At 65.8% G+C, this 22,831-nt stretch carries 20 protein-coding genes and 1 riboswitch; of the genes, 13 read left to right on the forward strand and 7 right to left on the reverse strand.

Going from position 1 to position 22,831, the window contains the following annotated elements; all coding sequences use genetic code 11:
* The first annotated feature begins 59 nt into the window (after positions 1-59).
* Positions 60-163: riboswitch (TPP riboswitch) on the forward strand.
* 67 nt (positions 164-230) lie between these two features.
* The 5 genes from thiC (at position 231) to thiE (ending at position 4,662) form a co-directional block, all read left to right on the forward strand.
* Complete coding sequence (thiC, locus tag MA09_RS10370) at positions 231-2,144, forward strand: phosphomethylpyrimidine synthase ThiC (RefSeq protein ID WP_036247826.1); 1,914 nt, start codon at positions 231-233, stop codon at positions 2,142-2,144.
* Complete coding sequence (thiS, locus tag MA09_RS10375) at positions 2,144-2,347, forward strand: sulfur carrier protein ThiS (RefSeq protein WP_036247827.1); 204 nt, start codon at positions 2,144-2,146, stop codon at positions 2,345-2,347. Before thiC ends, thiS begins: the two co-directional genes overlap by 1 nt.
* A 121-nt stretch (positions 2,348-2,468) precedes the next feature.
* On the forward strand, positions 2,469-3,263 hold the full coding sequence (locus MA09_RS10380) for a thiazole synthase (protein ID WP_036247829.1): 795 nt from the start codon (positions 2,469-2,471) through the stop codon (positions 3,261-3,263).
* Complete coding sequence (locus tag MA09_RS10385; RefSeq protein ID WP_036247831.1) at positions 3,263-4,006, forward strand: hydroxymethylpyrimidine/phosphomethylpyrimidine kinase; 744 nt, start codon at positions 3,263-3,265, stop codon at positions 4,004-4,006. Before MA09_RS10380 ends, MA09_RS10385 begins: the two co-directional genes overlap by 1 nt.
* Positions 4,007-4,047: 41 nt before the next feature.
* Complete coding sequence (gene thiE / locus MA09_RS10390) at positions 4,048-4,662, forward strand: thiamine phosphate synthase (protein ID WP_036248018.1); 615 nt, start codon at positions 4,048-4,050, stop codon at positions 4,660-4,662.
* Between the two features lie 35 nt (positions 4,663-4,697).
* Here the strand turns inward: thiE and MA09_RS10395 are convergent, their stop codons facing one another.
* On the reverse strand, positions 4,698-5,012 hold the full coding sequence (locus tag MA09_RS10395) for a hypothetical protein (RefSeq protein WP_036247834.1): 315 nt from the start codon (positions 5,010-5,012) through the stop codon (positions 4,698-4,700).
* 135 nt (positions 5,013-5,147) lie between these two features.
* On the opposite strand from MA09_RS10395, the gene MA09_RS10400 reads away from it, so the two are divergent.
* The 3 genes from MA09_RS10400 (at position 5,148) to MA09_RS10410 (ending at position 7,955) form a co-directional block, all read left to right on the forward strand.
* Entirely contained in the window at positions 5,148-5,894 is a 747-nt protein-coding gene (locus tag MA09_RS10400; RefSeq protein ID WP_036247837.1) for a hypothetical protein, read from the forward strand.
* Between the two features lie 94 nt (positions 5,895-5,988).
* A complete protein-coding gene (locus MA09_RS10405) occupies positions 5,989-7,425 on the forward strand; it encodes a M28 family metallopeptidase (protein WP_036247840.1) in 1,437 nt (478 codons plus the stop codon).
* On the forward strand, positions 7,422-7,955 hold the full coding sequence (locus MA09_RS10410) for a GNAT family N-acetyltransferase (protein ID WP_036247843.1): 534 nt from the start codon (positions 7,422-7,424) through the stop codon (positions 7,953-7,955). The genes MA09_RS10405 and MA09_RS10410 overlap by 4 nt, the downstream gene beginning before the upstream one ends.
* Before the next feature lie 48 nt (positions 7,956-8,003).
* On the opposite strand, the gene MA09_RS10415 is transcribed toward MA09_RS10410, so the two are convergent.
* Positions 8,004-9,566 (reverse strand): S8 family serine peptidase, encoded by a 1,563-nt coding sequence (locus MA09_RS10415; protein ID WP_036247846.1) that lies wholly within the window; start codon positions 9,564-9,566, stop codon positions 8,004-8,006.
* A gap of 355 nt (positions 9,567-9,921) precedes the next feature.
* On the opposite strand from MA09_RS10415, the gene MA09_RS10420 reads away from it, so the two are divergent.
* A complete protein-coding gene (locus MA09_RS10420) occupies positions 9,922-11,028 on the forward strand; it encodes an S-(hydroxymethyl)glutathione dehydrogenase/class III alcohol dehydrogenase (protein WP_036247849.1) in 1,107 nt (368 codons plus the stop codon).
* Between the two features lie 227 nt (positions 11,029-11,255).
* Positions 11,256-13,106, forward strand: coding sequence for a M56 family metallopeptidase (locus MA09_RS10425; protein ID WP_036247851.1), 1,851 nt, complete (start codon positions 11,256-11,258; stop codon positions 13,104-13,106).
* Positions 13,107-13,248: 142 nt separating this feature from the next.
* Here MA09_RS10425 and MA09_RS10430 read toward each other — a convergent pair whose 3' ends face one another.
* A complete protein-coding gene (locus tag MA09_RS10430; RefSeq protein WP_081897537.1) occupies positions 13,249-13,797 on the reverse strand; it encodes an SRPBCC family protein in 549 nt (182 codons plus the stop codon).
* A 219-nt stretch (positions 13,798-14,016) separates the two neighbouring features.
* On the opposite strand from MA09_RS10430, the gene MA09_RS10435 reads away from it, so the two are divergent.
* Complete coding sequence (locus tag MA09_RS10435) at positions 14,017-14,421, forward strand: GFA family protein (protein WP_036247853.1); 405 nt, start codon at positions 14,017-14,019, stop codon at positions 14,419-14,421.
* Positions 14,422-14,444: 23 nt separating this feature from the next.
* Here the strand turns inward: MA09_RS10435 and MA09_RS10440 are convergent, their stop codons facing one another.
* Complete coding sequence (locus MA09_RS10440) at positions 14,445-14,951, reverse strand: hemerythrin domain-containing protein (protein ID WP_081897538.1); 507 nt, start codon at positions 14,949-14,951, stop codon at positions 14,445-14,447.
* A 157-nt stretch (positions 14,952-15,108) separates the two neighbouring features.
* Here MA09_RS10440 and MA09_RS10445 point away from each other — a divergent pair, with 157 nt between their 5' ends.
* Positions 15,109-17,421, forward strand: coding sequence for a UvrD-helicase domain-containing protein (locus tag MA09_RS10445; protein WP_036247858.1), 2,313 nt, complete (start codon positions 15,109-15,111; stop codon positions 17,419-17,421).
* Between the two features lie 115 nt (positions 17,422-17,536).
* On the opposite strand, the gene MA09_RS10450 is transcribed toward MA09_RS10445, so the two are convergent.
* Genes MA09_RS10450 through MA09_RS10460 form a run of 3 tightly spaced genes read right to left on the reverse strand, consistent with a single transcriptional unit; the run spans position 17,537 to position 19,847 of the window.
* On the reverse strand, positions 17,537-18,319 hold the full coding sequence (locus tag MA09_RS10450) for a BPSS1780 family membrane protein (protein ID WP_036247860.1): 783 nt from the start codon (positions 18,317-18,319) through the stop codon (positions 17,537-17,539).
* Positions 18,316-19,275, reverse strand: coding sequence for a homoserine kinase (locus MA09_RS10455; RefSeq protein WP_036247863.1), 960 nt, complete (start codon positions 19,273-19,275; stop codon positions 18,316-18,318). Before MA09_RS10455 ends, MA09_RS10450 begins: the two co-directional genes overlap by 4 nt.
* A 59-nt stretch (positions 19,276-19,334) precedes the next feature.
* Positions 19,335-19,847, reverse strand: coding sequence for a hypothetical protein (locus MA09_RS10460; protein ID WP_036248022.1), 513 nt, complete (start codon positions 19,845-19,847; stop codon positions 19,335-19,337).
* Positions 19,848-20,045: 198 nt separating this feature from the next.
* On the opposite strand from MA09_RS10460, the gene polA reads away from it, so the two are divergent.
* A complete protein-coding gene (polA, locus tag MA09_RS10465) occupies positions 20,046-22,820 on the forward strand; it encodes a DNA polymerase I (protein WP_036247866.1) in 2,775 nt (924 codons plus the stop codon).
* The last annotated feature ends 11 nt before the right edge of the window (positions 22,821-22,831 follow it).

Raw genomic sequence — 22,831 nt, forward strand, 5'->3', positions numbered from 1 at the left:
AACCATTATAGAGTAGATGCGGCTATAATCCGCCCGCTGCGTCCTGGGAAGCCAGACGCGGCACACGCTAGGGGTCCTGTTGTCGCAAATGCGACACGGGTGAGAAATACCCTCCGAACCTGATCTGGATAATGCCAGCGAAGGGAAGCAGTCAGAACACGGCCAGGGCGCGGGCGCGCCCGTGCGGCCGGACCTGGCACACTCCTTTGCTGGCTCCGCAAAGGAGCCACATGAACGCACCGCTCAAATTCGAAGCCGCGACCGCCACGGTCGACCAGGCGGCGATCGAACCCTTCCCCAATTCCCGCAAGGTCTACATCGAAGGCAGCCGGCCCGATATCCGCGTGCCGATGCGCGAGATCTCGCAATCCCCGACACCCGACAGCTTCGGCGGCGAGCCGAATCCGCCGCTGTTCGTCTACGACACCTCGGGACCCTACACCGACCCAGCCGCCAGTATCGACGTGCGCCGCGGCCTTGGCACGCCGCGGCTGCCGTGGATCCTCGAACGAGACGACACCGAGGAGCTGCCCGGCCCGACTTCCGACTACGGCAAGGCACGCCTGGCCGACCCGGCGCTGGCCGCCCTGCGCTTCGAGCTGCAGCGCACGCCGCGCCGCGCCCGCAGCGGCCGCAACGTCACCCAGATGCACTACGCGCGCCAGGGCATCATCACACCCGAGATGGAATTCGTCGCCCTGCGCGAGAACCTGCGCCGCAAGGAATACATCGCCTCGCTGGTCGATTCCGGCCCGATGGGCGCGCGCGTGGCCGGCCTGCTGTCGCGCCAGCACCCGGGCCAGTCCTTCGGCGCCAGCATCCCGCCGGAGATCACGCCGGAATTCGTGCGCGACGAGGTGGCGCGCGGCCGCGCCATCATCCCGGCCAACATCAACCACCCCGAGATCGAACCGATGATCATCGGCCGCAACTTCCTGGTGAAGATCAACGCCAACATCGGCAACTCGGCCGTGACGTCGTCGATCGGCGAGGAAGTGGAAAAGATGACCTGGGCGATCCGCTGGGGCGCCGACAACGTGATGGACCTCTCCACCGGCAAGCATATCCACGAGACGCGCGAGTGGATCATCCGGAACTCGCCGGTGCCGATCGGGACGGTACCGATCTACCAGGCGCTGGAAAAGGTCGGCGGCAAGGCCGAGGAACTGACCTGGGAGATCTACCGCGACACCCTGATCGAACAGGCGGAGCAGGGCGTCGACTACTTCACCATCCATGCCGGCGTGCGCCTGGCCTATGTGCCGATGACGGCCAAGCGCCTGACCGGCATCGTGTCGCGCGGCGGCTCGATCATGGCCAAGTGGTGCCTGGCGCATCATCGGGAATCGTTCCTGTACACGCATTTCGAAGAGATCTGCGAGATCATGAAGGCCTATGACGTGTCCTTCAGCCTGGGCGACGGCCTGCGTCCCGGATCGATCTACGACGCCAACGACGAAGCCCAATTGGCCGAGCTGAAGACCCTGGGCGAGCTGACGCAAATCGCCTGGAAGCACGACGTCCAGACCATGATCGAGGGCCCGGGCCACGTGCCCCTGCACCTGATCAAGGAGAACATGGACCTGCAGCTGGCGCAGTGCAGCGAAGCCCCGTTCTACACCCTCGGGCCGCTCACCACCGACATCGCGCCCGGCTACGACCACATCACCTCGGGCATCGGCGCGGCCACCATCGGCTGGTACGGCACCGCCATGCTGTGCTACGTCACGCCCAAGGAGCACCTGGGCCTGCCCGACAAGCAGGACGTCAAGGACGGCATCATCACCTACAAGATCGCGGCCCACGCGGCGGACCTGGCCAAGGGTCATCCGGGGGCACAGCTACGCGACAACGCGCTTTCCAAAGCACGTTTCGAATTCCGCTGGGAAGACCAGTTCAACCTCGGGCTGGACCCCGACAAGGCGCGCGCCTTCCACGACGAGACACTACCCAAGGATTCCGCCAAGGTGGCCCATTTCTGCTCGATGTGCGGCCCCCACTTCTGCTCGATGAAGATCACGCAGGAAGTGCGCGAGTATGCGGCCGCCAGCGGCGTGGGCGAGCAGGCCGCGCTAACCAAAGGCATGGAAGAGAAGGCGATCGAGTTCGTGCGCGGCGGCGCGAAACTGTACCGGGAGGTGTGATGACGGAGATCGAACTGAATGGCGCCGTGTACCGGGTTCCGGCAGGGGTGTCGCTGCTGGACCTGGCCGGCCAGCTGGGCCTGGCGGAGCAGGCGGTGGCGGTCGCGGTCAACCGCGAAGTGGTGCCGCGCCAGCAGTGGCCGCAGCGCCGCCTGCAGGCCCGGGACAAGGTGGACATCGTGCGCGCCATCGGCGGCGGCTGAGGATCGTAGGGTGGGCGGATTCCCGCCCACGCGGTCAAACCCCGCATGAATCGACACGATGCTTGAATTTGGGCAGGTCATCCGCGTGGGCGGGAGACCCGCCCACCCTACAGGAGACGATATGAACGCAGTTGAAGATAAAGATTTGCTGACCATCGCCGGCCGCCAGTACGGATCGCGCCTGCTGGTCGGCAGCGGCAAGTACCGCGACCTGGCGCAGACGCGCGAAGCGACCCTGGCTGCGGGCGCCGAGATCATTACCGTGGCGATCCGCCGCGTGAACATCGGCCAGGACCCGAACGCCCCCAGCCTGCTGGACGTATTGCCGCCGGATGAGTTCACCATCCTGCCCAACACGGCGGGCTGCTATACGGCGAAAGACGCCGTGTACACGCTGCAGATGGCGCGCGAGCTGCTGGGCGGGCGCAAGCTCGTCAAGCTGGAAGTACTGGGCGACGAAAAGACCCTGTTCCCGCAGATGCCGGAGACGCTCAAGGCCGCGGAAACGCTGGTGCGCGACGGCTTCGACGTGATGGTCTACTGCAGCGACGACCCGGTGCAGGCTAGACTCCTGCAGGAGATCGGCTGCGTGGCCGTGATGCCGCTGGCTTCGCTCATCGGCTCGGGCATGGGTATCCTCAATCCCTGGAACCTGTCGCTGATCATCGAGCAGGCCACGGTGCCGGTGCTGGTCGATGCCGGCGTGGGCACGGCCTCGGATGCGGCCATCGCGATGGAGCTTGGCTGCGACGGCGTGCTCATGAACACGGCGATCGCTTGCGCCCGCGACCCGGTGCGCATGGCGCGCGCAATGCGCCACGCCGTGATCGCCGGGCGCGAGGCGCATCTGGCGGGGCGCATGCCGAAGCGCTTCGCGGCCTCCCCTTCGTCGCCGGTGCAGGGCATGGCCACCTGATGGTACCCACCGTGCTTGTCTTCGCCGGACTCGATCCCGGCGGGGGAGCAGGGCTGGCGGCGGACATCACCGCCATCGGCGCACTCGGCGGCCATGCCCTGCCGGTGGCGACGGCCCTGACTGTCCAGGACAACAACCGCGTGCACGAGGTGCGGCCGGTCGACGCCGGCTTGGTCGCACGCCAGGCCGATGCCATCATCGATTGCTGCAGCATCGACGCGGTCAAGATCGGCATTCCCGGCAGCAGGGAGAACGCGGCCGCCATCGCGCGGCTGTTGCGCCAGCTGCACGCCGCCGACCCGGCGCTGCCGGTGGTGCTCGACCCGGTACTCGCGAGCGGCAATGGCGACGCGCTCGGCAAGGGCGATGCCATTGCCGCCTTGGACGAACTGCTGCCGCTGGCCACCGTGCTGGTGCCGAACCTGCCCGAAGCCGAGGCGCTGGGCGCGGTGCCCTGCGAGCACGTGCTGGTCACCGGGGGGCATGGGGAGGGCGACATCATCGTCAACCGCTGGTTGCGCGACGGCGTGGAGCAGCGCAGCTGGCGTCTGCCGCGCCTGCCGTACAGCTACCACGGCAGCGGCTGCACGCTGGCCGCCGCCATCGCGGCCCGCCTTGCCCTGGGCGACCCGATGGCGCAGGCGCTCCAGCACGCGCAGGACTACTGCCACCAGACGCTGGCGCACGCCTTCCGGATCGCGCCCGGGCAGCGCATCCCGCGCCGCATCCTGCATATTCACTGAGCCATCGAGCACACGAGAGGATTATCTTGAACAAGCATTTCATGCGAGGGCTCTACCTCGTCACTCCCGACTGGGACGACACCGATCGCCTGCTCGCCGTCACCGACATTGCCCTGAGCGCCGGCGCCTCCCTGGTGCAGTACCGCCACAAGCGTGCCAGCCCCGCCTTGCGGGCCGAGCAGGCTGCGGCCCTGCTGGCGCTGTGCCGCAGCCATCAGCGGCCGCTCGTGATCAACGATCACATCGACCTGTGCCGCGACCTCGACGCCGACGGCGTGCACGTCGGCGGCACGGACAGTCCGGTGGCGCAGGCACGGGTCCTGCTGGGTCCGGACAAGATCGTCGGCGCTTCGTGCTACGGCGAGCTGAAGCTGGCCGAAGCCGCCCGGCAGGCCGGCGCCAGCTACGTGGCCTTCGGCGGCTTCTATCCCTCGCCGGTCAAGAAGTACAGCTTCGTCACGCCTCCCGGACTCATCGATGTCTGGCGCGACCGCGTATCGCTGCCGATGGTCGTCATCGGCGGCATGACCCCGCTGAACGCGGCGCCGCTGGTGGAGCGTGGCGCGGCGATGGTGGCGGCGATCACGAGCGTATATGCGGCCGCGGATCCGGCCACGGCGGTACGTGATTTCTGCGCGCTGTTCCGGCGGGCCTGAACCTGCAATAGCAGTTGCCGAGCTGGCCACGCTGATCATGCGACCGCTACGCCTGCTTCTTCGGCGGCGTAGAGATTCCTGCTTGCTTCCCTGAGCCCGGCCTGCGGCAGCAGGCCATCCGATACCGTCAAGATGGCGTGCAGGCTGTTCCTGAGCTTGTCCAGCCGGATGTCGCCGGGCGCGAGCGCCGCCTGCAGCAGGTGGAGCGCCATGTCGGCCAGCAGCAGGCGCTGCTTGTCCTGCCAGCCGTCGCCGCCCCTGGTCGCCGGATGGCGCAGCAGGCTGTCCTCGACCGCATCGTGGATCCGCCAGCCTGTTTCCAGGATCTCGGCCCGGGTTGCATCGTCCATGTCTTCCTCATCCGTGGTGAATAAAGTGCGACCGTCACGCGTCGTGTTAAGTCGTCAATAAGATGTATACCTTACCTTGGCCGCGTCTGCAGCCCCGGCAATCCCGCCATTGCTGCGCCATTTCTCGCGTTCATAATGTCCAAGACCCGCCGCGCCTTCCTCCTGCTGAAAACCTGCGTCGCCGTCCTGCTGGCGCTGCTCGCCGCGTACGTGCTTGCCGCCGCCTATCCGAAGCCGATGTTCGACTACCGCTTCAGCTACGAGAACTACCGGGTCTGGTCCGACCGGCCGATCCCGGACGAGATCGCTGCGGTGCTGGACGACGTGACACGGCGCCTGCGCACCTCCAGCCTGCACGACCGCGATACGCCGGTCGAGATCTTCTTCTGCAACGAGCCCTGGCGCCTGTGGCTGTACGGCCGGATGTTCAGCGCCGGCATGGGCGGCGTGGTCCCCGTCCTGCTGACGCGGCAGGTATTCATCCGCGCTTCCGACATTCCGGTCAACCGCATCCATACGCCGACAGGCAAGCCGCTGGCGGATGCCGCGCAGCGTCCCCTGTCGTACTTCATCGCGCACGAGATCACCCATAGCGACGTGGCGCGCCGTTTCGGGCGCACGGTCGTGCTGCGCTATCCGGAGTGGCTGCTGGAAGGCTATGCCGACTACGTGGGCAAGGGCGGCGATTTCGATTTCGAGGAGAATCGCGCGCTGTTCGCCGCCGGCGCCGCCGCGCTCGACCGCGACCGGAGCGGGCTGTATCGCGAATTCCACCTGAAGGTCGCCTACCTGCTCGACAAGAAAGGCTGGACGCTGGAACAGGTGTTTGCGAATCCGCCTGACGAAGAGGAGTTGGATGCGCGGCTGCGGCCGCCACGCTAGGCATATGTATCAAATTGCGCCCGCCGCGGATTGACCGGCCGTGGCGCCGCATGCGATATTGCTTTTCTAGCCACTTCCATCGAAAGCATCAGCAATGCGTCTTTACGTCACCGCTCTCGTCCTCGCACTGGCCAGCGCCGGCTGCGCCCAGGTCCCCACCGCCGCCATCTCGCCGGAGGCGCTGCGCACCCACGTGCAATACCTGTCCTCCGATGAACTCGAAGGCCGCGGCACGCCCTCGCGCGGGCAGGACCTCGCCACCGACTACATCGCGGCCCAGTTCCGCAAGGCCGGCCTGGAGCCGGCCGGCGACGACGGCTACTTCCAGACCGCGAACTGGCAGTATGCCGAGCGCAAGGCGGACGACGTGAACCTGACCGTAAGCGCGGGCGGCAGCACCATCGCGGTCCCAAGCGGCGGCGCCACCGGCAACTTCCTCGACCCGGTCGCGCTGGGGGCGACGCCGGCGGTGTTCATGGCCTGGAAGGATGCGCTGGAAAACAGCGAAGCAGCCAACGGCAAGGTGCTGGTGGTGCCGGCCGCGCCGGTACCGGGCGCCGCACGCCAGCTGCAGGAGAAGCTCAAGAGCAAGCCCCTGCTCGTCGTCATGATCGACCGCGAGCGGCGCCACGGCGCCGGCACCGGCGGCTGGCTGATCGATCCGGAGCAGCCGCGTCCGAAGGCTGTGCCGCCGGTGCTGGTCCTGCACGCGCCGGACGCGGCGGCGGTGCTGGAGAAGGGCGGCGCGACTGTGACGGCACGCGTTGCCGCACCGAGCATCCGCCCGGTCAAGCTGCGCAACGTCATCGGCGTGCTGCGCGGTTCCGACCCGGCCCTGAAAAACACCTATGTGCTGATGACGGCGCACCATGACCACGTCGGCATCCGCGACGGCGAAATCTACAACGGCGCCAACGACGACGCCAGCGGCGTGGTGTCGATCATCGAAGCGGCCAACGCGCTGGCCGCGCGCAAGGAACGTCCGCGCCGCAGCATCGTGTTCATGACCTTCTTCGGCGAAGAACTGGGCATGCTCGGCTCGAAATACTATGCGCGCCACCCGGTGTTTCCGCTGAAGGACACGGTGGTGAACATCAACCTCGAGCAGACCGGCCGTACCGACGACAGCGAAGGCAAGCAGATCAACTCGATCGCGATGACCGGCTACGATTTCTCGACGCTCGGCGACATGCTCAAGAAATCCGCCGATCGCACCGGCGTCCGCCTGTGGAAGCATGCGGCCTTCAGCGACCAGTTCTTCTCGCGCGCCGACAACCAGTCGCTGGCCGACGCCGGCGTGCCGGCGCATACCCTGTCGGTGGCCTACGGCTTCTCGGACTACCACGGCAAGGACGACACCTGGGACAAGCTCGACTACGACAACATGGCGCGCGTCACGCGCATGCTGACCGAGGGGGTGTACGACATCGCCAACGCGGCCGAGCGTCCGACCTGGACGGCTGCGCCGAAGGCGGCCAACTATGCGGCCAAGGGACGCGCGCTCACGGCCGGCGAACCGGCTGCAAAATGAGCTGCCAAGCGAGCGGCGGGGCAGTCCTGGTCCGCCGCCTGCAGCCGCAGGAATGGCAGTCCTACCGCGCGATCCGCCTGCGCGCGCTGGCGGATGCGCCCGACGCCTTCGGCAGCACGCTGGCGCGGGAAGAGGCGCTGCCGGAAGACACCTGGGCAGCGCGGGTGGCGAAGTCCGCGGTGTCGGGGATCGATTGCGCGCTGGTCGCGGAGCAGGGCGGCCTGCTGGCCGGCCTGCTGTGGGCCAAGGTGGATGCGCAGGACGCGGCCCGGGTGAACCTGTTCCAGATGTGGGTGGCGCCGGAATCGCGCGGGTGCGGCGTGGCGGCGGCGCTGCTGGACGAGGCGCTCGGCTGGGCCAGGGCGCGCGGGACGCGGGTCGTGCACCTGGGCGTGAACAATGCGAATGCCGGCGCGCTCAGGCTGTACGAACGGGCGGGCTTCCGGCCGATCGGCGTACCTTATCTCATGCGCGAGGGAGCCCCGCACATGGAACAGGAAATGCGCTTGGACCTGTCCGTGACGGCATGAAAAAATGGGACGCCCGGAGGCGTCCCATTTTTCATTGCAGCGCCAGGATCAGTTACCGCAGCCCAGCGAAGCGATGCGGTCGCGTGCGGCCTTGGCCTGCACCAGGCCGAAGCCGTACTTGGTGTCGCGGCCGGCGGTGCCCAGGTCGAGCGCGCTCTTGGTGAGCGAAGCGCGCATCTGCGCCGCGGTACAGGTCGGGAAGTAGCTCCACACCAGGGCGGCGACGGCCGACACGTGCGGGGTCGCCATCGAGGTGCCGTCGAAGTAGGCGTAGTTGCTGGTCTTGATGCCGACCGTCGCGCTCTGGCCCAGCTGGTTCTTCATCGCCGCGCCTTCGGTATCGGTCGCGGTGACCGACGGGATGTTCGTCACGGTGGTGCCCAGGGTGCCGCCGAAGGCGCCCGCCGCGTTGTTGTACACCACGGCGCCGACGCCGCCGCTGTTCTGGCAGTTCACGACCTTGGTCGCGAAGTCCACGGTGCCGCGCTGGATCAGGCAGACCTTGCCCGAGACGGCGGTGTTGACCTTGTCGCCGATGCCGAAGTCGGCCAGCGGCGCGGTGGCGGTCTTGACCGGCGAGCCTTCCATGGAACCTGGGGCGTAGGTGGCGGTGCCGACGGTCAGGACGGCTTCCTGTCCGGTGCCCATCGGGACGGTCGACAGCACGCTCACGCCGGGGCCGGCCAGTTCGACCTGGCTGTTGTACTGCGAGAAGGTGGCCCACTGCTTGTTCTCGTCGACCGCGCCGACCATGATCACGCTGTTGTAGCCTGCCGGGTAGGACACCACGGTGTTGCCGTCGTTGCCGGCGGCAGCCAGGTTCAGCACGCCGCCCGAGTACAGCTTGTCGAAGGCGCTCTGCTCGGTGCGGCTGGAGCGGCCGCCGCCCAGCGACATGCTGATCACGTTGGCGCCGGCGGCGCCGCACTTGTTGGCGGCCGAGGCCAGGGTCGAGGAATAGGCCCAGCCATCCTTGCCGAACACCTTCACGATGTGCAGCTTGAGCTGCTTGTTGGCGGCCACGCCGACCACGCCGGTGCCGGCATTGTTGATGGCGGCGATGGTGCCGGCCACGTGGGTGCCATGGCTGTTCTCGTCGGTGTACCACCAGCCGGTGCCGGCGTCGTATTCGCCGGTGGCCGGGTTGGCGGACAGGTCTTCGTGGCTGCGGTCGTAGCCCGAGTCGATGATGCAGACCTTGCGGTTACCGGCGGCGCTGTCCGACAGCAGGTCGGCTTGCACCTGCTTGATGCCGTACGGGACCTGCTGGCCCGAGGCATACGGGGTGCCGGTCGACGGGCTGGTCAGGGCGAACGGCTTGCGCACCACGTCTTCTTCGATGTATTCGACGTTCGGGTTGTTCTCCAGGCCTTTCAGCGCGACTGCCGGGACCTCGATGGCCATGGCGTTCATGCCGAAGATTTCGTGCTTGACCGATCCCCTGACCGCGGCGACGGCCGACTTTACCTTGGCAGCGGCGCCCGGCTTGAAGGCGACGATGATACGGGTGGTGTCGGGAGCTGCGGCTTGCGCGTTGCCGAGGACGCCGGCAGCGACCAGGGCTGCCAGGCAAACGCGAAGGGAGGATGCGCGAGTGTTTTTGTCTACCATTACTATTCTCCGTTTGAAAACAAGTTATGTCGCCTTGGCTCTGTAGGCCTCGTGCGCTGTTGTGTCCGCCGGTAGGCGGTGAATTCAGTGTATTTCAAAAACTTCTATCTATGCATACAAAATACAACTGTGTGAGGGAAAGACTTGATCAAGCACAGTTCGCTACCAAATCTCCATAGATACAGCCTCGACAGCGTGTTATCGTTTTCCCCAAACACCCTCGGTAAACACGGCGGAAGAGCTCCTTCTTCCGAATGCAAGCCCGCGCCACACGCATGGCCGCTCCTTGTTATCATTTCAAACTTTACGGCGTTGCAATCCGGCGGCGTCCAACGCTCGGTTTAGGAAGGGAAACATGAAGACCAAGGCTGCAGTAGCATGGAAGGCGGGCCATCCGCTCACGATCGAAGAAGTCGAGCTCGAAGGCCCGAAGGCCGGCGAGGTGCTGGTCGAAGTCAAGGCGACCGGCATCTGCCATACCGACTACTACACGCTGTCGGGCGCCGATCCGGAAGGCCTGTTCCCGGCCATCCTCGGCCATGAAGGCGCGGGCGTGGTAGTCGATGTCGGCCCCGGTGTCACGAGCTTGCGCAAGGACGACCACGTCATCCCGCTGTACACCCCGGAATGCCGCCAGTGCAAGTTCTGCCTGTCGCAGAAAACCAACCTGTGCCAGGCGATCCGTTCGACCCAGGGCCGCGGCCTGATGCCCGACGCGACCAGCCGTTTCTCGCTGGACGGCAAGCCGCTCTACCACTACATGGGCACCTCGACCTTCTCGAACTACATCGTGGTCCCGGAAATCGCGCTGGCCAAGGTGCGTTCGGACGCGCCCTTCGACAAGATCTGCTACATCGGCTGCGGCGTCACCACCGGCATCGGCGCCGTGATCTTTACCGCCAAGGTGGAGGCGGGCGCCAACGTGGTCGTGTTCGGCCTGGGCGGCATCGGCCTGAACGTGATCCAGGCAGCGAAAATGGTGGGCGCCGACAAGATCATCGGCGTCGACCTGAACCCGGAACGCGAAGCCATGGCGCGCAAGTTCGGCATGACTCACTTCATCAACCCGACCAAGGTCGAGAACGTGGTCGACACCATCGTCCAGCTGACCGACGGCGGCGCCGACTACAGCTTCGAATGCGTCGGCAACGTCACCACGATGCGGCAGGCGCTGGAGTGCTGCCACAAGGGCTGGGGCCAGTCGATCATCATCGGCGTGGCGGCGGCCGGCCAGGAAATCTCGACCCGTCCGTTCCAGCTGGTGACCGGTCGCGTTTGGAAGGGTTCCGCGTTTGGCGGCGCGCGCGGCCGCACCGACGTGCCGAAGATCGTCGACTGGTACATGGAAAACAAGATCAACATCGACGACCTGATCACCCACCACCTGCCGCTCGAGCGCATCAACGAAGGCTTCGACCTGATGAAGTCGGGCGAGTCGATCCGCTCCGTCGTGGTCTACTGACTCCCGCCAGCGGGCATCCTCGACGCGGCCTCCGGGCCGCGTTTTTTCATTCTGCTCCGCTATTCCAGCCGCCTGTCGCACCGGGCTGGCCCCCATCCCTGCACGCGCCTAAAGTATCTGCATCGCCGGACCGTCCCGCCCAAAGTAGAAAAAAAGTTCTAGACAATTTTATCTAGAACTTTTAATCTAGTTTGCAACGCGATGCAAAGACGAAGGGAGCACACCCGATGCACGAACTATTCGGTACGGCAGCAGCAAGCCTGGCCTGGGCGCTGATCGACTTCCTGTGGCAGGGCCTGCTGGTCGGCTGGGCCGCCGCGCTGCTGCTGGCGCTGATGCGCAAGGCAGGGCCGCACGCACGTTACCTGGTGGCCTGCGCTGCGCTGCTGCTGTGCGCGGCGTTGCCGCTGGCCGGAATGGCCACGCGCATGGCCGAGGCGGATGCCGGCGTGGCCAGCTCGGCGCTGCCCCTGGTGGCCGCGGGCACGGTAGCGACGGCGGTGTCGGCGCTGCCGGTGGCCGCCATCGATGCCGGGCGGTTCGCCGGCTGGGAAGCTGCCCTGCAGGAGCGCCTGCCGCTGGTGGTGCTGTTCTGGGCGCTGGGCGCCGGGCTGCTGGCCCTGCGCATGGTGCTCGGGCTGGCCTGGGTGCGCCGGCGCAGCCAGCCGGGGCAGTACCGACTGGACCCGGCCTGGCAGGCGCGGCTCGACAGGATGGCGCAGGGGATGGGCATCGTCCGCCGCGTCACGCTCGGCCTGGTCGAGGATTTGACCAGCCCGGTGACGGCCGGCTGGTGGCGCCCGGTGGTACTGGTGCCGGCGGCGCTGGTGTCGGGCATGCCGCCGCAATTGCTGGAAGCGCTGCTGGCGCACGAACTGGCCCATGTCCGCCGTTGTGATTACGTAGTGAATCTGGTCCAGAGCGCGATCGAGATCCTGCTGTTCTACCACCCGGCCGTGTGGTGGCTGTCGAACCGGATCCGCGAAGAGCGCGAACAGATTGCAGATGATGTAGCCGCAAGCACGCTCGGCGAACCGCGGCGCCTGGCACTTGCATTGTCCGAACTGGACCTGTTCCAGTTCACCCCGCAACTTGCCCCAGCAGCACATGGAGGAAACCTTATGTCCCGCATCAAACGCCTGGTTCGCCCCGAAGCCGAACCGCTGAACTGGAAGCTGTCCCTGCCTCTACTGTCCGTGCCCATCCTGGGCCTGGCCACCTGCGCCGCCTTCTACGCCTGGGCCGCGCCGGCGCAGGCATCTGCCGATCCGCGTCCCGAACCCGGCCCGCACGCCGCCCAGCATGCCCAGCCGTCCCGGACGACGCCTGCGCCCGAACCCAGGGCCGAGCGGCACAGGGGGCACAAAGCCGATCGCGTCGACCCGTATGCCCTCGTCCGCGCCGGCGACAAGGACACGACCATCACGGGCAGCAGCGACGACTGGGACGACATCAAGGAAGCCAAGCGTCGCATTGGCGGCGACTTCCTGTGGTTCCGCGAGGGCGGCAAGGCGTATTACATCCAGGATGCGGGCGTGCTGGCCCGGGTCGATGCCGCGTGGGCGCCGATGAACAGGCTGGGTGCGCAGATGGACGTGTACGGCAAGGAAATGGACGTGCACGGCAAGAAGATGGATGCGCTCGGCAAGGAAATGGACGTGGCGGCGCGCGGCTTCAAGCCGGACGAGGATAAGCTGCGCCTCGTCGAAGCGCGGATGGAAGCGCTCGGCGACGAGATGGACAAGCTCGGCAAGCAGTTGGGCGCGACCGATAGCGTCAAGGAGCGCGAACGCCTCCAGCGCCGCATGAGCGAGGTCGGTCAGCAGCTGTCGGCGGCAGGCCAGGAGATCAGCCGGCTCCACAACGAGCCCGGCATGCGCCAGGCGCAGAAGTCGATGGACGAGATCGGCCGCCGCATGGGCGAGGCCGGCAAGCCGATGGATGCGATCGGCAAGAAGATGGGCGCGCTCGGCAAGGAGATCGAGCGCGAGAGCAAGGCGGCGGACAAGACGGTGCGCGCCCTGATCCGCGAGGCGCGCGAGAAGGGTCTGGCGAAGCCGGTGCCGCAGGCGGGCTGAGCCCGCTTGCGGGGCAGCCAGGCGAGCCCGGCGCTGAAAAAGAAACGGCCTGCCGCGTTGTGCGACAGGCCGTTTTCTACCAACTGGTCAGAAAACCGGCAGCGCGCGCTGCCTCAGCGGCGCGCGCTGGTGCTGCGTGATCTCACTGTTGCGAGACCTTGCCGCGCCATGCGCCGGTTTCCGAGCCGCGCTTCTCCAGCAATTCCTTGAAGTTCTGCAGGTTGCCGCGCAGTTCCATGCGGACGGCGCCCATGGCGTCGCCGATGGCTTCGAGGGCACCGTCCGGTTCATAGTCCATCTGGACCATGACGCGGCAGCAGTTGTCCGAGATCTTGTGGAAGGTGGCGACACCGCCGTTCTTCACGCCGGTGACGCTGCGCCATGCGATGCGCTTGTCCGGGATCTGTTCGGTGATTTCGACATCCCACTCCTTCTCTTCGCCAGCCACGTTGGCGCGCCAGTGCAGGTGCTTGTCGTCGAGCTGGCGGATTTCCTTGACGCTCTTCATGAACTGCGGGAAATCCTCGAACTGCGTCCACTGGTTGTAGGCGGTCTTGACCGGAACGTTGATCTCGATGGATTCCGAGACCGACGAGCTGGCGCCGAAGCCGCTACGGTTCTGTTTGAGTTTCTTGGACAGCATCATGCCGCCGACGGCGAGCGCGGCAACGGTAACTACGCGGTTCAGCATAAGAGTTCTCCTTTGAGCTGGAAGCTGCTCGCACCTGCGAAATGTTGGCCCGAAACGAGTTGTGCGAGACTAATGCTTCGTGACGTAATGGTCTAACGGGCCACGCGATCTGTCGCGAATCTCTAATTAAAATAAGCGAAAAGACAATCGGGCGGCGCGCGAAAGGATGGGCCGCTTATACTGATGAGCTCGTTGTTAGCCGCTGGAAAGGAGACGAGGATGAACTTGCAGGGAGGATGTTTCTGCGGTGCAGTTCGCTATACGGTAAGCGGTGAGATTTTCAACAGTACACTGTGCCATTGTACTGACTGCCGCCGGGTTTCCGGCGCCCCGGCGCTGGCCTGGTTCAGCGCACGCCGGGCCGACTTCCGCTTCACGCAAGGCGAGCCGCAGCGCTTCTCCTCGAGCGAACAGGTGCTGCGCGGCTTCTGCCCGCAATGCGGCACGGCGCTCACTTTCGAGGATGCGCGCTGGCCGGAAGAACTCGATATCGCCAGCGCCAGCCTCGACGATCCCGGACAGGTCCCGCCGGCCGACCATACCTTCGTGGGCAGCCGGCTGGCCTGGATGAAGATGGACGACGGCCTGCCCGAATACCCGACGACCAGGTCGGCAGGGGGCTAGGCTTCGTCCTGTCCGGCAGGGCATCAGCGCCGCATCGCGCCCTGGTCGCTCAGCTGGGCCTGCGTGTGCACCATGTTGGCTTCGAAGGCCGCCATCTGTACCCCGACCGGGGTCATGTCCACGCTGGAACCTTCGATGCGCGGGAACAGGTCGGTTTCTTCTTCCTGGATGTGCGCCGTGATGGCGCTGATCAGCTCGCGCATCAGGGTGTCGCTGTGGGCGTCGTCGAGCGACATGCCGTCCAGCGTGGCCAGCAGGTCATCCACCTTCTGGTGGTCCTGTTCGAAGTGCTTGACCAGCGACTCGTCGATGCAGCGCACCGCCGGGTAGAACACCGACTCTTCCAGCCGCGAATGCATGTGCAGGGCCTGCAGGATCTGCTTGCCGGCCTGCTTCTTCACTTCCTGGCTGTCGCTGTTGAGATACTTGTCGGCCAGGGTGCGCACCATGTCATGGTCGCGCACCAGGGCCTCGATCGGGCGGTCGACCGGGAATGCCCCGCCGCCACCTTGTTCCATATCGCTTGCCATACCATCCTCCGTGTTCGTGATTGTTCATATGGCGACGGCGTCCTGCCGCCGCCGTGGCCTTTCAGGCTAGTACAGGCAATGGATAAAACAAGGGATGGCGTGGCTCCCGCTGCACAGCTGGATGGGCATACAGTAATCACGGCGTTATAATGGCCGGATGCAGAATCTCCTCCATAACCTCAATCCTGAACAGCTCGCCGCCGTCACCCTGCCGTCGCAGAGCGCGCTGATCCTGGCCGGCGCCGGTTCCGGCAAGACGCGCGTGCTGACGACCCGCATTGCCTGGCTGATCCAGACCGGGCAGGTGTCGCCCGCCGGCATCATGGCCGTGACCTTCACGAACAAGGCGGCGAAGGAGATGCTGACCCGCCTGTCCTCCATGCTGCCGATTAATACGCGCGGCATGTGGATCGGCACCTTCCACGGCCTGTGCAACCGCCTCTTGCGCACCCACTACAAGGACGCGGCGCTGCCCCAGGCCTTCCAGATCCTCGATTCGCAAGACCAGCTTTCGCTCATCAAGCGCATGCTGAAGGCCCACAACGTCGACGATGAAAAATACCCGGCCAAGGCGCTGATGTACTTCATCAACAACGCCAAGGAGCAGGGCCTGCGCGCGAATCGTCTCGAGCCAAATGACCCGATCGAGCGCCGCATGATCGAGCTCTACGAGCTGTACGAGGGCCAGTGCCAGCGCGAGGGCGTGGTCGATTTCGCCGAGCTGCTGCTGCGCTCGTACGAGCTGCTGGCGCGCAACGGGCCGCTGCGCCACCACTACCAGATGCGTTTCCGCCATATCCTGGTCGACGAGTTCCAGGATACCAACGACCTGCAGTACAACCTGCTCAAGCTGCTGGCCGGCCATGACGAGGAGGGCGGTGGCGCCATCTTCGCCGTGGGCGACGACGACCAGAGCATCTACGCCTTCCGCGGCGCCAACGTCGGCAACATGCAGGCCTTCGAGCGCGAGTTCCGCGTCAAGAACCTGATCAAGCTGGAGCAGAACTACCGCTCCTTCGGCCACATCCTGGACAGCGCCAACTACCTCATCGCGAATAACACCAAGCGTCTCGGCAAGAACCTGCGTACCGACGCGGGGCAGGGCGAGCAGGTGCGGGTGTACGAAGCGGCCAGCGACCTCGAAGAAGCGCAGTGGATCATCGAGGAAGCCAAGAGCCTGATGAAGGATGGCCTGTCGCGCAGCGAGATCGCGATCCTGTACCGCTCCAACGCGCAGAGCCGTGTCATTGAGCACGCGCTGTTCGCCGCGGGCCTGCCCTATACCGTGTACGGCGGCCTGCGCTACTTCCAGCGCGCCGAGGTCAAGCACGCCATCGCCTACCTGCAGCTGATGGACAACCCGCACAACGATTCGGCTTTTCTCCGCGTGGTGAACTTCCCCACGCGCGGCATCGGCGCCCGCTCGATCGAGCAGCTGCAGATGGCGGCCGACTCCTATGGCATCTCGCTGTACGCGGCGGTGCCCTACATGACGGGAAAGGCCGGCAGCTCGCTGGGTAATTTCGTGAAGCTGATCGAGTCGGCGCGCTTCGAGACCCAGCAGCTGCCGCTGCCGGAACTGGTGAGCGTGGTGCTGGAGCGCAGCGGCCTCCTGCAGCACTACCAGAACGAGAAGGAAGGCGCCGACCGCATCGAGAACCTGGAGCAGATGGTCAACGCCGCCACCCAGTTCGTGCAGGAAGAAGGCTTCGGCCAGGGCGCCCCGGCCCACCTCGGCCCGCAGGCGCTGCCCTCGACGGGCGAGGCCATCGTCAACCAGGACGGCATCGAGATCCTCGATTCGGATGCGCCGCTGGCCAGCGTGATGTCGCCGCTGTCGGCCTTCCTCACGCACGCGTCGCTGGAAGCGGGCGACGCCCAGGCCCAGGCCGGGCAGGATGCGCTGCAGCTGATGACGGTGCACTCGGCCAAGGGCCTGGAATTCGACGCGGTCTTCATCACGGGCCTCGAAGAAGGCCTGTTCCCGCACGAGAGCAGCGCGCGCGAGCTCGATGGCGTCGACGAAGAACGGCGCCTGATGTATGTGGCGATCACGCGTGCGCGCAAGCGTTTGTACATGAGCTTTACCCAGCAGCGCATGCTGCACGGCCAGACGCGCTTCAACATGAAGTCGCGCTTCTTCGACGAACTGCCGGAAGAATCGATCAAGTGGCTGTCGCCGCGCGTGCAGACCAACTGGTTCGCCGGCCGTAAATCGACCACGGCCTGGGACGATGCCACCTTCCGCGACGGTTCCGACAACAAGATCGCGCAGCAGATCACCCAGAAGTCCGGCAACGGCTCCGGCTGGCGCGTGGGGGAGAGCGTTTCCCACGCCAAGTTCGGCGAGGGCGTGATCGTGAATATCGAGGGCGGGGCGGGCGCGGCGCGCGCCCAGATCAACTTCGGGGCGGCGGGGATGAAGGTGCTGGACCTGTCGATTGCGAAGCTGGAGCGGGTCGGTCGTTAACCGTAGCGTGGGCGGCTTTGCCGCCCACGCGGTGATCGCTATCGGATGAATGTCTCTACCGGATGATCTTGCAGCCGGTCGACCGCGTGGGCAGGAAACCTGCGCACCCTACGGTTTATTTGGTCAGGTTGACCGATCCGGTCTGCGACCCATCCACCGGCTTCCCGAAAATCTGCCGGTACCCCGCGTACATCGCGCACTGCAGCAGCAGGATGAACAGGAAGATCAGCCACATGATCACCACGCGCGTCATGTTCGAGGCGCCCAGCAGCAGGGTGATCACCATGCAGATCCCGAAGAACATCGCGAACCACGCCAGCAGCAGCACGATGAACACGCGTGCGCTGCGCACCACGGCAAAGAAGCTGTAGAACACCGCTTTGCCCGCTGTCATCTTCTGCCAGTAGGTGAGCGGGGCAGCGAAGCACAGCGACATCAGCACCGCCACGTCGATCCCGAAAATCATGAACATCGCCAGGACGTCCGAACCCGCTACCTGCGGCTGGCCGCCCTCGCGTCCCTGGCGCGCCACCTGTTCCCAGAAGCCCGGATCGACCGCGAAGCGCGTGAGCATGGCCATCAGGAGCGACACGGCCAGGTAGATCAGGCCCACCTTGCACAAGTCCCTGACCACCGGCTGGCGAAAGCCCGTCAGCAGCACACCCGGCGTCACGCGTTCGCCGTTCTCGATCATCAGGCAGGCCTTCATGAAGGCCATCGAGAACGAGGGAATCAGGACCACCGCGATCATCGGCCCGAGCAGGGGCACGGCGCTGATGCCGATGCTGATCAGGATGTTCGCGAACAGCAGCGTGGTCAGCGCGGCCGGTTGTTTGCGGAACAGGCCGGCACCTTGCTTGAGCCAGTGCCAGCCGGTGATTGCAGGAATAGAGTTCATGTGGGCAGGTCGGGCGCGCCACGCTCGATGCGGGCACGCAGGATGCGTTCGAAGTGGGTGGGGTCGTGGGGCGTGAGCAGTTCTGCCGCACGCGGAATATGGAGGTCGTACAGGCGCGACAGCCAGAAGCGCAGCGCGCCGGCGCGCAGCATCGGCAGCCACGCGGCTTGTTCGTGGAGCGTGAACGGGCGCACGGCGTGGTAGGCGTCCAGCAGGGCGCGCACGCGCGCATCAACGAGCACGCCGGTGGCGAGATCGACGCACCAGTCGTTGACGGTCACGGCGACGTCGAACAGCCAGGTGTCGACGCCGGCAAAGTAGAAGTCGAAGCAGCCGGTCAGGCGCTCGCCTTCGAACATCACGTTGTTGCGAAACAGGTCGGCGTGCACCGGGCCGCGGGTCAGGGCGGCATAGGTGGCGCTGCCGGCGAACTCGGCCTGGTACGCGACTTCATTGCGCAGCAGCGCGGCCTCCGGGCCCGAGATCAGCGGCAGCACGGTGGGCGCGGTGGCGCTGATCCAGTCGAGGCCGCGCAGGTTCGGCTGGCTGAGCGCGAAGTCGCGCCCCGCCAGGTGCATGCGCGCCAGCATGCGGCCGACTTCGGCGCAGTGCACCGGCTGCGGATCCAGCTGCGACGCGCCGCTCAGGCGGCTGACGATGATCGCCGGCTTCCCGTGCAGGGTGACGACCAGCTCACCTTCGTGTGTCGGCACCGGCGCCGGCACCGGAATGCCGCGCTCGGCCAGGTGGCGCATCAGTTGCACGTAGAAAGGGAGCTGTTCGAAGCTGAGGTTTTCAAAAATGGTCAGCACGAACTCCCCACGCCCGGTGGTAAGGAAGAAGTTGCTGTTATCGATGCCGGAGGAAATGCCCTGGAGTGCGAGGGCGTCGCCGAGGGGGAACTGCTTGATCCACTGGGAAAGGTCGTCCAGCGAGACCGCGGTAAAAACTGCCATGAGCTAGCAACAAAGGTGAGGGTCGGCTGCAGCCATCGAAGCTGGCCGCAGCGCCAGGATTATTTTTTTTCGACTGGTTCCAGCGGTGGCGGAGGCGGTACGTCGGCGCGCGCGGGCACGCCTGCCTTGGCCGGCGCCGGCGAGGGGGCCGCGTTGGCCGGATTGGCCTCCTGCTTCTTCGGATTGCCAAAGTCGAATTCCATGACCTGCCATTGTGGGGCGCGGATCGCGCTGCTCTGGACGTCGCCGGGTTGGGCGTTTCCTGGTGCAACGTTCGGTTTCATGATGTAGCGACTCTTGCCGCTTTGCACTTCCACTTCGGTGACCGAACCGTCGTTGCCCCGCTTTTCGGTAATGCGGGTACGCTCGCGTGGCGGAATGGTGGTGGCCGGCTGATCGCTGCCCGGCTCGATGCGCTCGAGATTCGGCGGCGTCTGGGCCGGACGCTGCTGCTGCGGTTGCTGCTGCGGCGGTTGCTGGTTCTGCGCCGCGGCCAAACCTGCATATGCGAGGAGGCATAGGGTCGCGCAAACGCGCGACTGGAGTTTCAGGCGGGAAGATGTGCGCAACATGATGGTCACCTTGTGTCGTTTGGTTCATTGTAACAAACAGACACGCTTCCCTGTGAAAAGTGTGCAGAGAGCTGACCGGGTCCCGTCCCGCCGTGCCCGGCATCGCTTGTGCGTCGGCCAAGCTGATTCTGCGATAATGCCGGACACTTTTGGCGCTTGCGCCGGCTTTACTCTGCCTTCTATTTATCTCGTCGCCCTATGGAAAATACCCTGCTGCTCGTTGACGGCTCCAGCTATCTCTACCGCGCCTACCACGCGCTGCCCGACCTGCGCGGCCCGGACGGTTTCCCCACCGGCGCCATGCACGGGATGGTCAACATGCTGCGCCGCCTGCGCGCCGACTACCCGGCGGCCTACATCGCCTGCGTGTTCGATGCCAAGGGCAAGACCTTCCGCGACGACCTCTACCCGGAATACAAGGCCACCCGCGCCTCGATGCCGGAAGACCTGGGCAAGCAGATCGAGCCGATCCACGAAGTGGTGCGCCACCTCGGCTGGCCGATCCTGACGGTGGAAGGCGTCGAAGCCGACGACGTCATCGGCACCCTGGCCGTGCAGGCCACCGCGCGCGGCATGAAGACCATCATCTCGACCGGCGACAAGGACCTGGCCCAGTTGGTCAACGACAAGGTCACGCTCATCAATACGATGAGCAACGAGAAGCTGGATGAGGCCGGCGTGGTCGCCAAGTTCGGCGTGCCGCCGAACCGCATCATCGACTACCTGACCCTGATCGGCGACACCGTCGACAATGTCCCGGGCGTGAACAAGTGCGGCCCGAAGACGGCGCTGAAGTGGCTGACCCTGCACGGCTCGCTCGACGGCGTGATCGAAAACGCCCACGCCATCACCGGCGCGGTGGGCGAGAACCTGCGCGCGGCGCTGGAATGGCTGCCGAAGGGCCGCGAGCTCATCACCGTGAAGACCGACTGCGACCTGGTGAAGCACGTGGTCTCGTTCGAGGAAACCCTGGTCGGCCGTCCCGAAGACGCCGAGGCGCTGCGCGACTTCTTCCAGCGCTACGGCTTCAAGACCATGCTGCGCGACCTGGGCGGCGGCGGCCGTGCGGACGGCGCCGTGGCGCCGGCCCGCGGCATCGGTCCCGGCGGCGCGCCACTCAATTCCCCCGAAGGGGCACCCGGCTCACTGCCGGGCATCCCCATCATCAAGGGCGAATACGAGACCATCCTTACCGACGAACAGCTCGACAAGTGGCTGGCGCTGATCGACGCGGCCGAGCTGACCTCGGTCGACACCGAGACCACCTCGCTCGACCCGATGGCGGCCGAGATGGTCGGCATCTCGCTGTCGGTCGAAGCGGGCAAGGGCGCCTACATCCCGGTGGCGCACCGCTACGCCGGCGCGCCCGACCAGCTCGCGCGCGAGCACGTGCTCGAGCGCATGCGCTCCTGGCTGGAAAACCCGGCCAAGCCCAAGCTCGGACAGAACCTGAAGTACGACATGCACATCTTCGAGAACCACGGCATCAAGCTCGCGGGGATCGTGCACGACACCCTGCTGCAGTCCTACGTGTTCGAATCGCACAAGCCGCACGACATGGACACCATGGCGATGCGCCACCTCGGCTACACCACGATTCCCTACGTGGACGTGTGCGGCAAGGGCGCCAGCCAGATCTGCTTCGACCAGGTCGAGCTGGCCCGCGCCACCGAGTATGCGGGCGAGGATTCCGATATCACCCTGCGCCTGCATCAGGTCATGCTGCCCCACGTCGAAGCCGACAAGGGCCTGACCACCATCTACCGCAACATCGAGATGCCGACCATGCAGGTGCTGCAGAAGATCGAGCGCAACGGCGTCCTGATCGACGCCGAGCTCCTGGCCGTGCAGTCGGGCGAGCTGGGCGCGCGCATGCTGGAGCTGGAGCAGCAGGCCTATGAGCTGGCCGGCGGCCCCTTCAACCTCGGATCGCCGAAGCAGATCGGCGAGATCTTCTTCGGCAAGCTCGGCCTGCCGGTGATCAAGAAGACCGCCACCGGTGCGCCGTCCACCGATGAAGAGGTGCTGCAGAAGCTGGCCGAGGACTACCCGCTGCCGAAGATCCTGCTCGAGCACCGCGGCATGTCCAAGCTGAAGTCGACTTATACGGACAAGCTGCCGAAGATGGTCAATCCGAAGACCGGCCGCGTGCATACCAACTACGCACAGGCGGTGGCCATCACCGGCCGCCTGTCCTCGAACGAGCCGAACCTGCAGAACATCCCGGTGCGTAATGCCGAAGGACGTCGCATCCGCGAAGCCTTCATCGCCCCGCCGGGCAGCGTGATCGTGTCGGCCGACTACTCGCAGATCGAGCTGCGCATCATGGCGCACATCTCGGGCGACCCGGCCATGCTGAAAGCTTTCGCGGAAGGCGAGGACATCCACCGTGCCACCGCCGCCGAGATCTTCGGCATTGCGCCGGAAGAAGTGCAGAGCGAGCAGCGCCGCTATGCCAAGGTGATCAACTTCGGCCTGATCTACGGCATGAGCGCCTTCGGCCTGGCCCAGAACCTGGGCATCGAGCGCGGCGCGGCCTCCAGCTACATCGACCGCTATTTCGCCCGATTCGCCGGCGTGAAGCAGTACATGGACGAGACCCGCCTGCAGGCCAAGGCGCGCGGCTACGTCGAGACGGTATTCGGACGCCGCCTGTGGCTCCCCGAGATCAACTCGCCGAACGGCCCGCGCCGCGCCGGCGCCGAACGTGCGGCGATCAATGCGCCGATGCAGGGCACGGCGGCCGACCTGATCAAGCTGGCCATGATCGCGGTGCAGGCCTGGCTGGAAGCCGAGAAGCTGGGCACCCGCATGATCATGCAGGTGCACGACGAACTGGTGCTCGAGGTGCCGGAAGCCGAACTGGAACTGGTGCGGGTGAAGCTGCCGGAACTGATGGCGGGCGTGGCCACGCTGAACGTGCCGCTGGTGGCCGAGACCGGCGTCGGGCCGAACTGGGAGCGAGCCCATTGAGTATGGGCTTG

Origin of the sequence: Massilia sp. BSC265, from assembly GCF_000740675.1 — a bacterium.
In the GTDB taxonomy this organism is placed as follows: Bacteria; Pseudomonadota; Gammaproteobacteria; order Burkholderiales; family Burkholderiaceae_D; genus Telluria.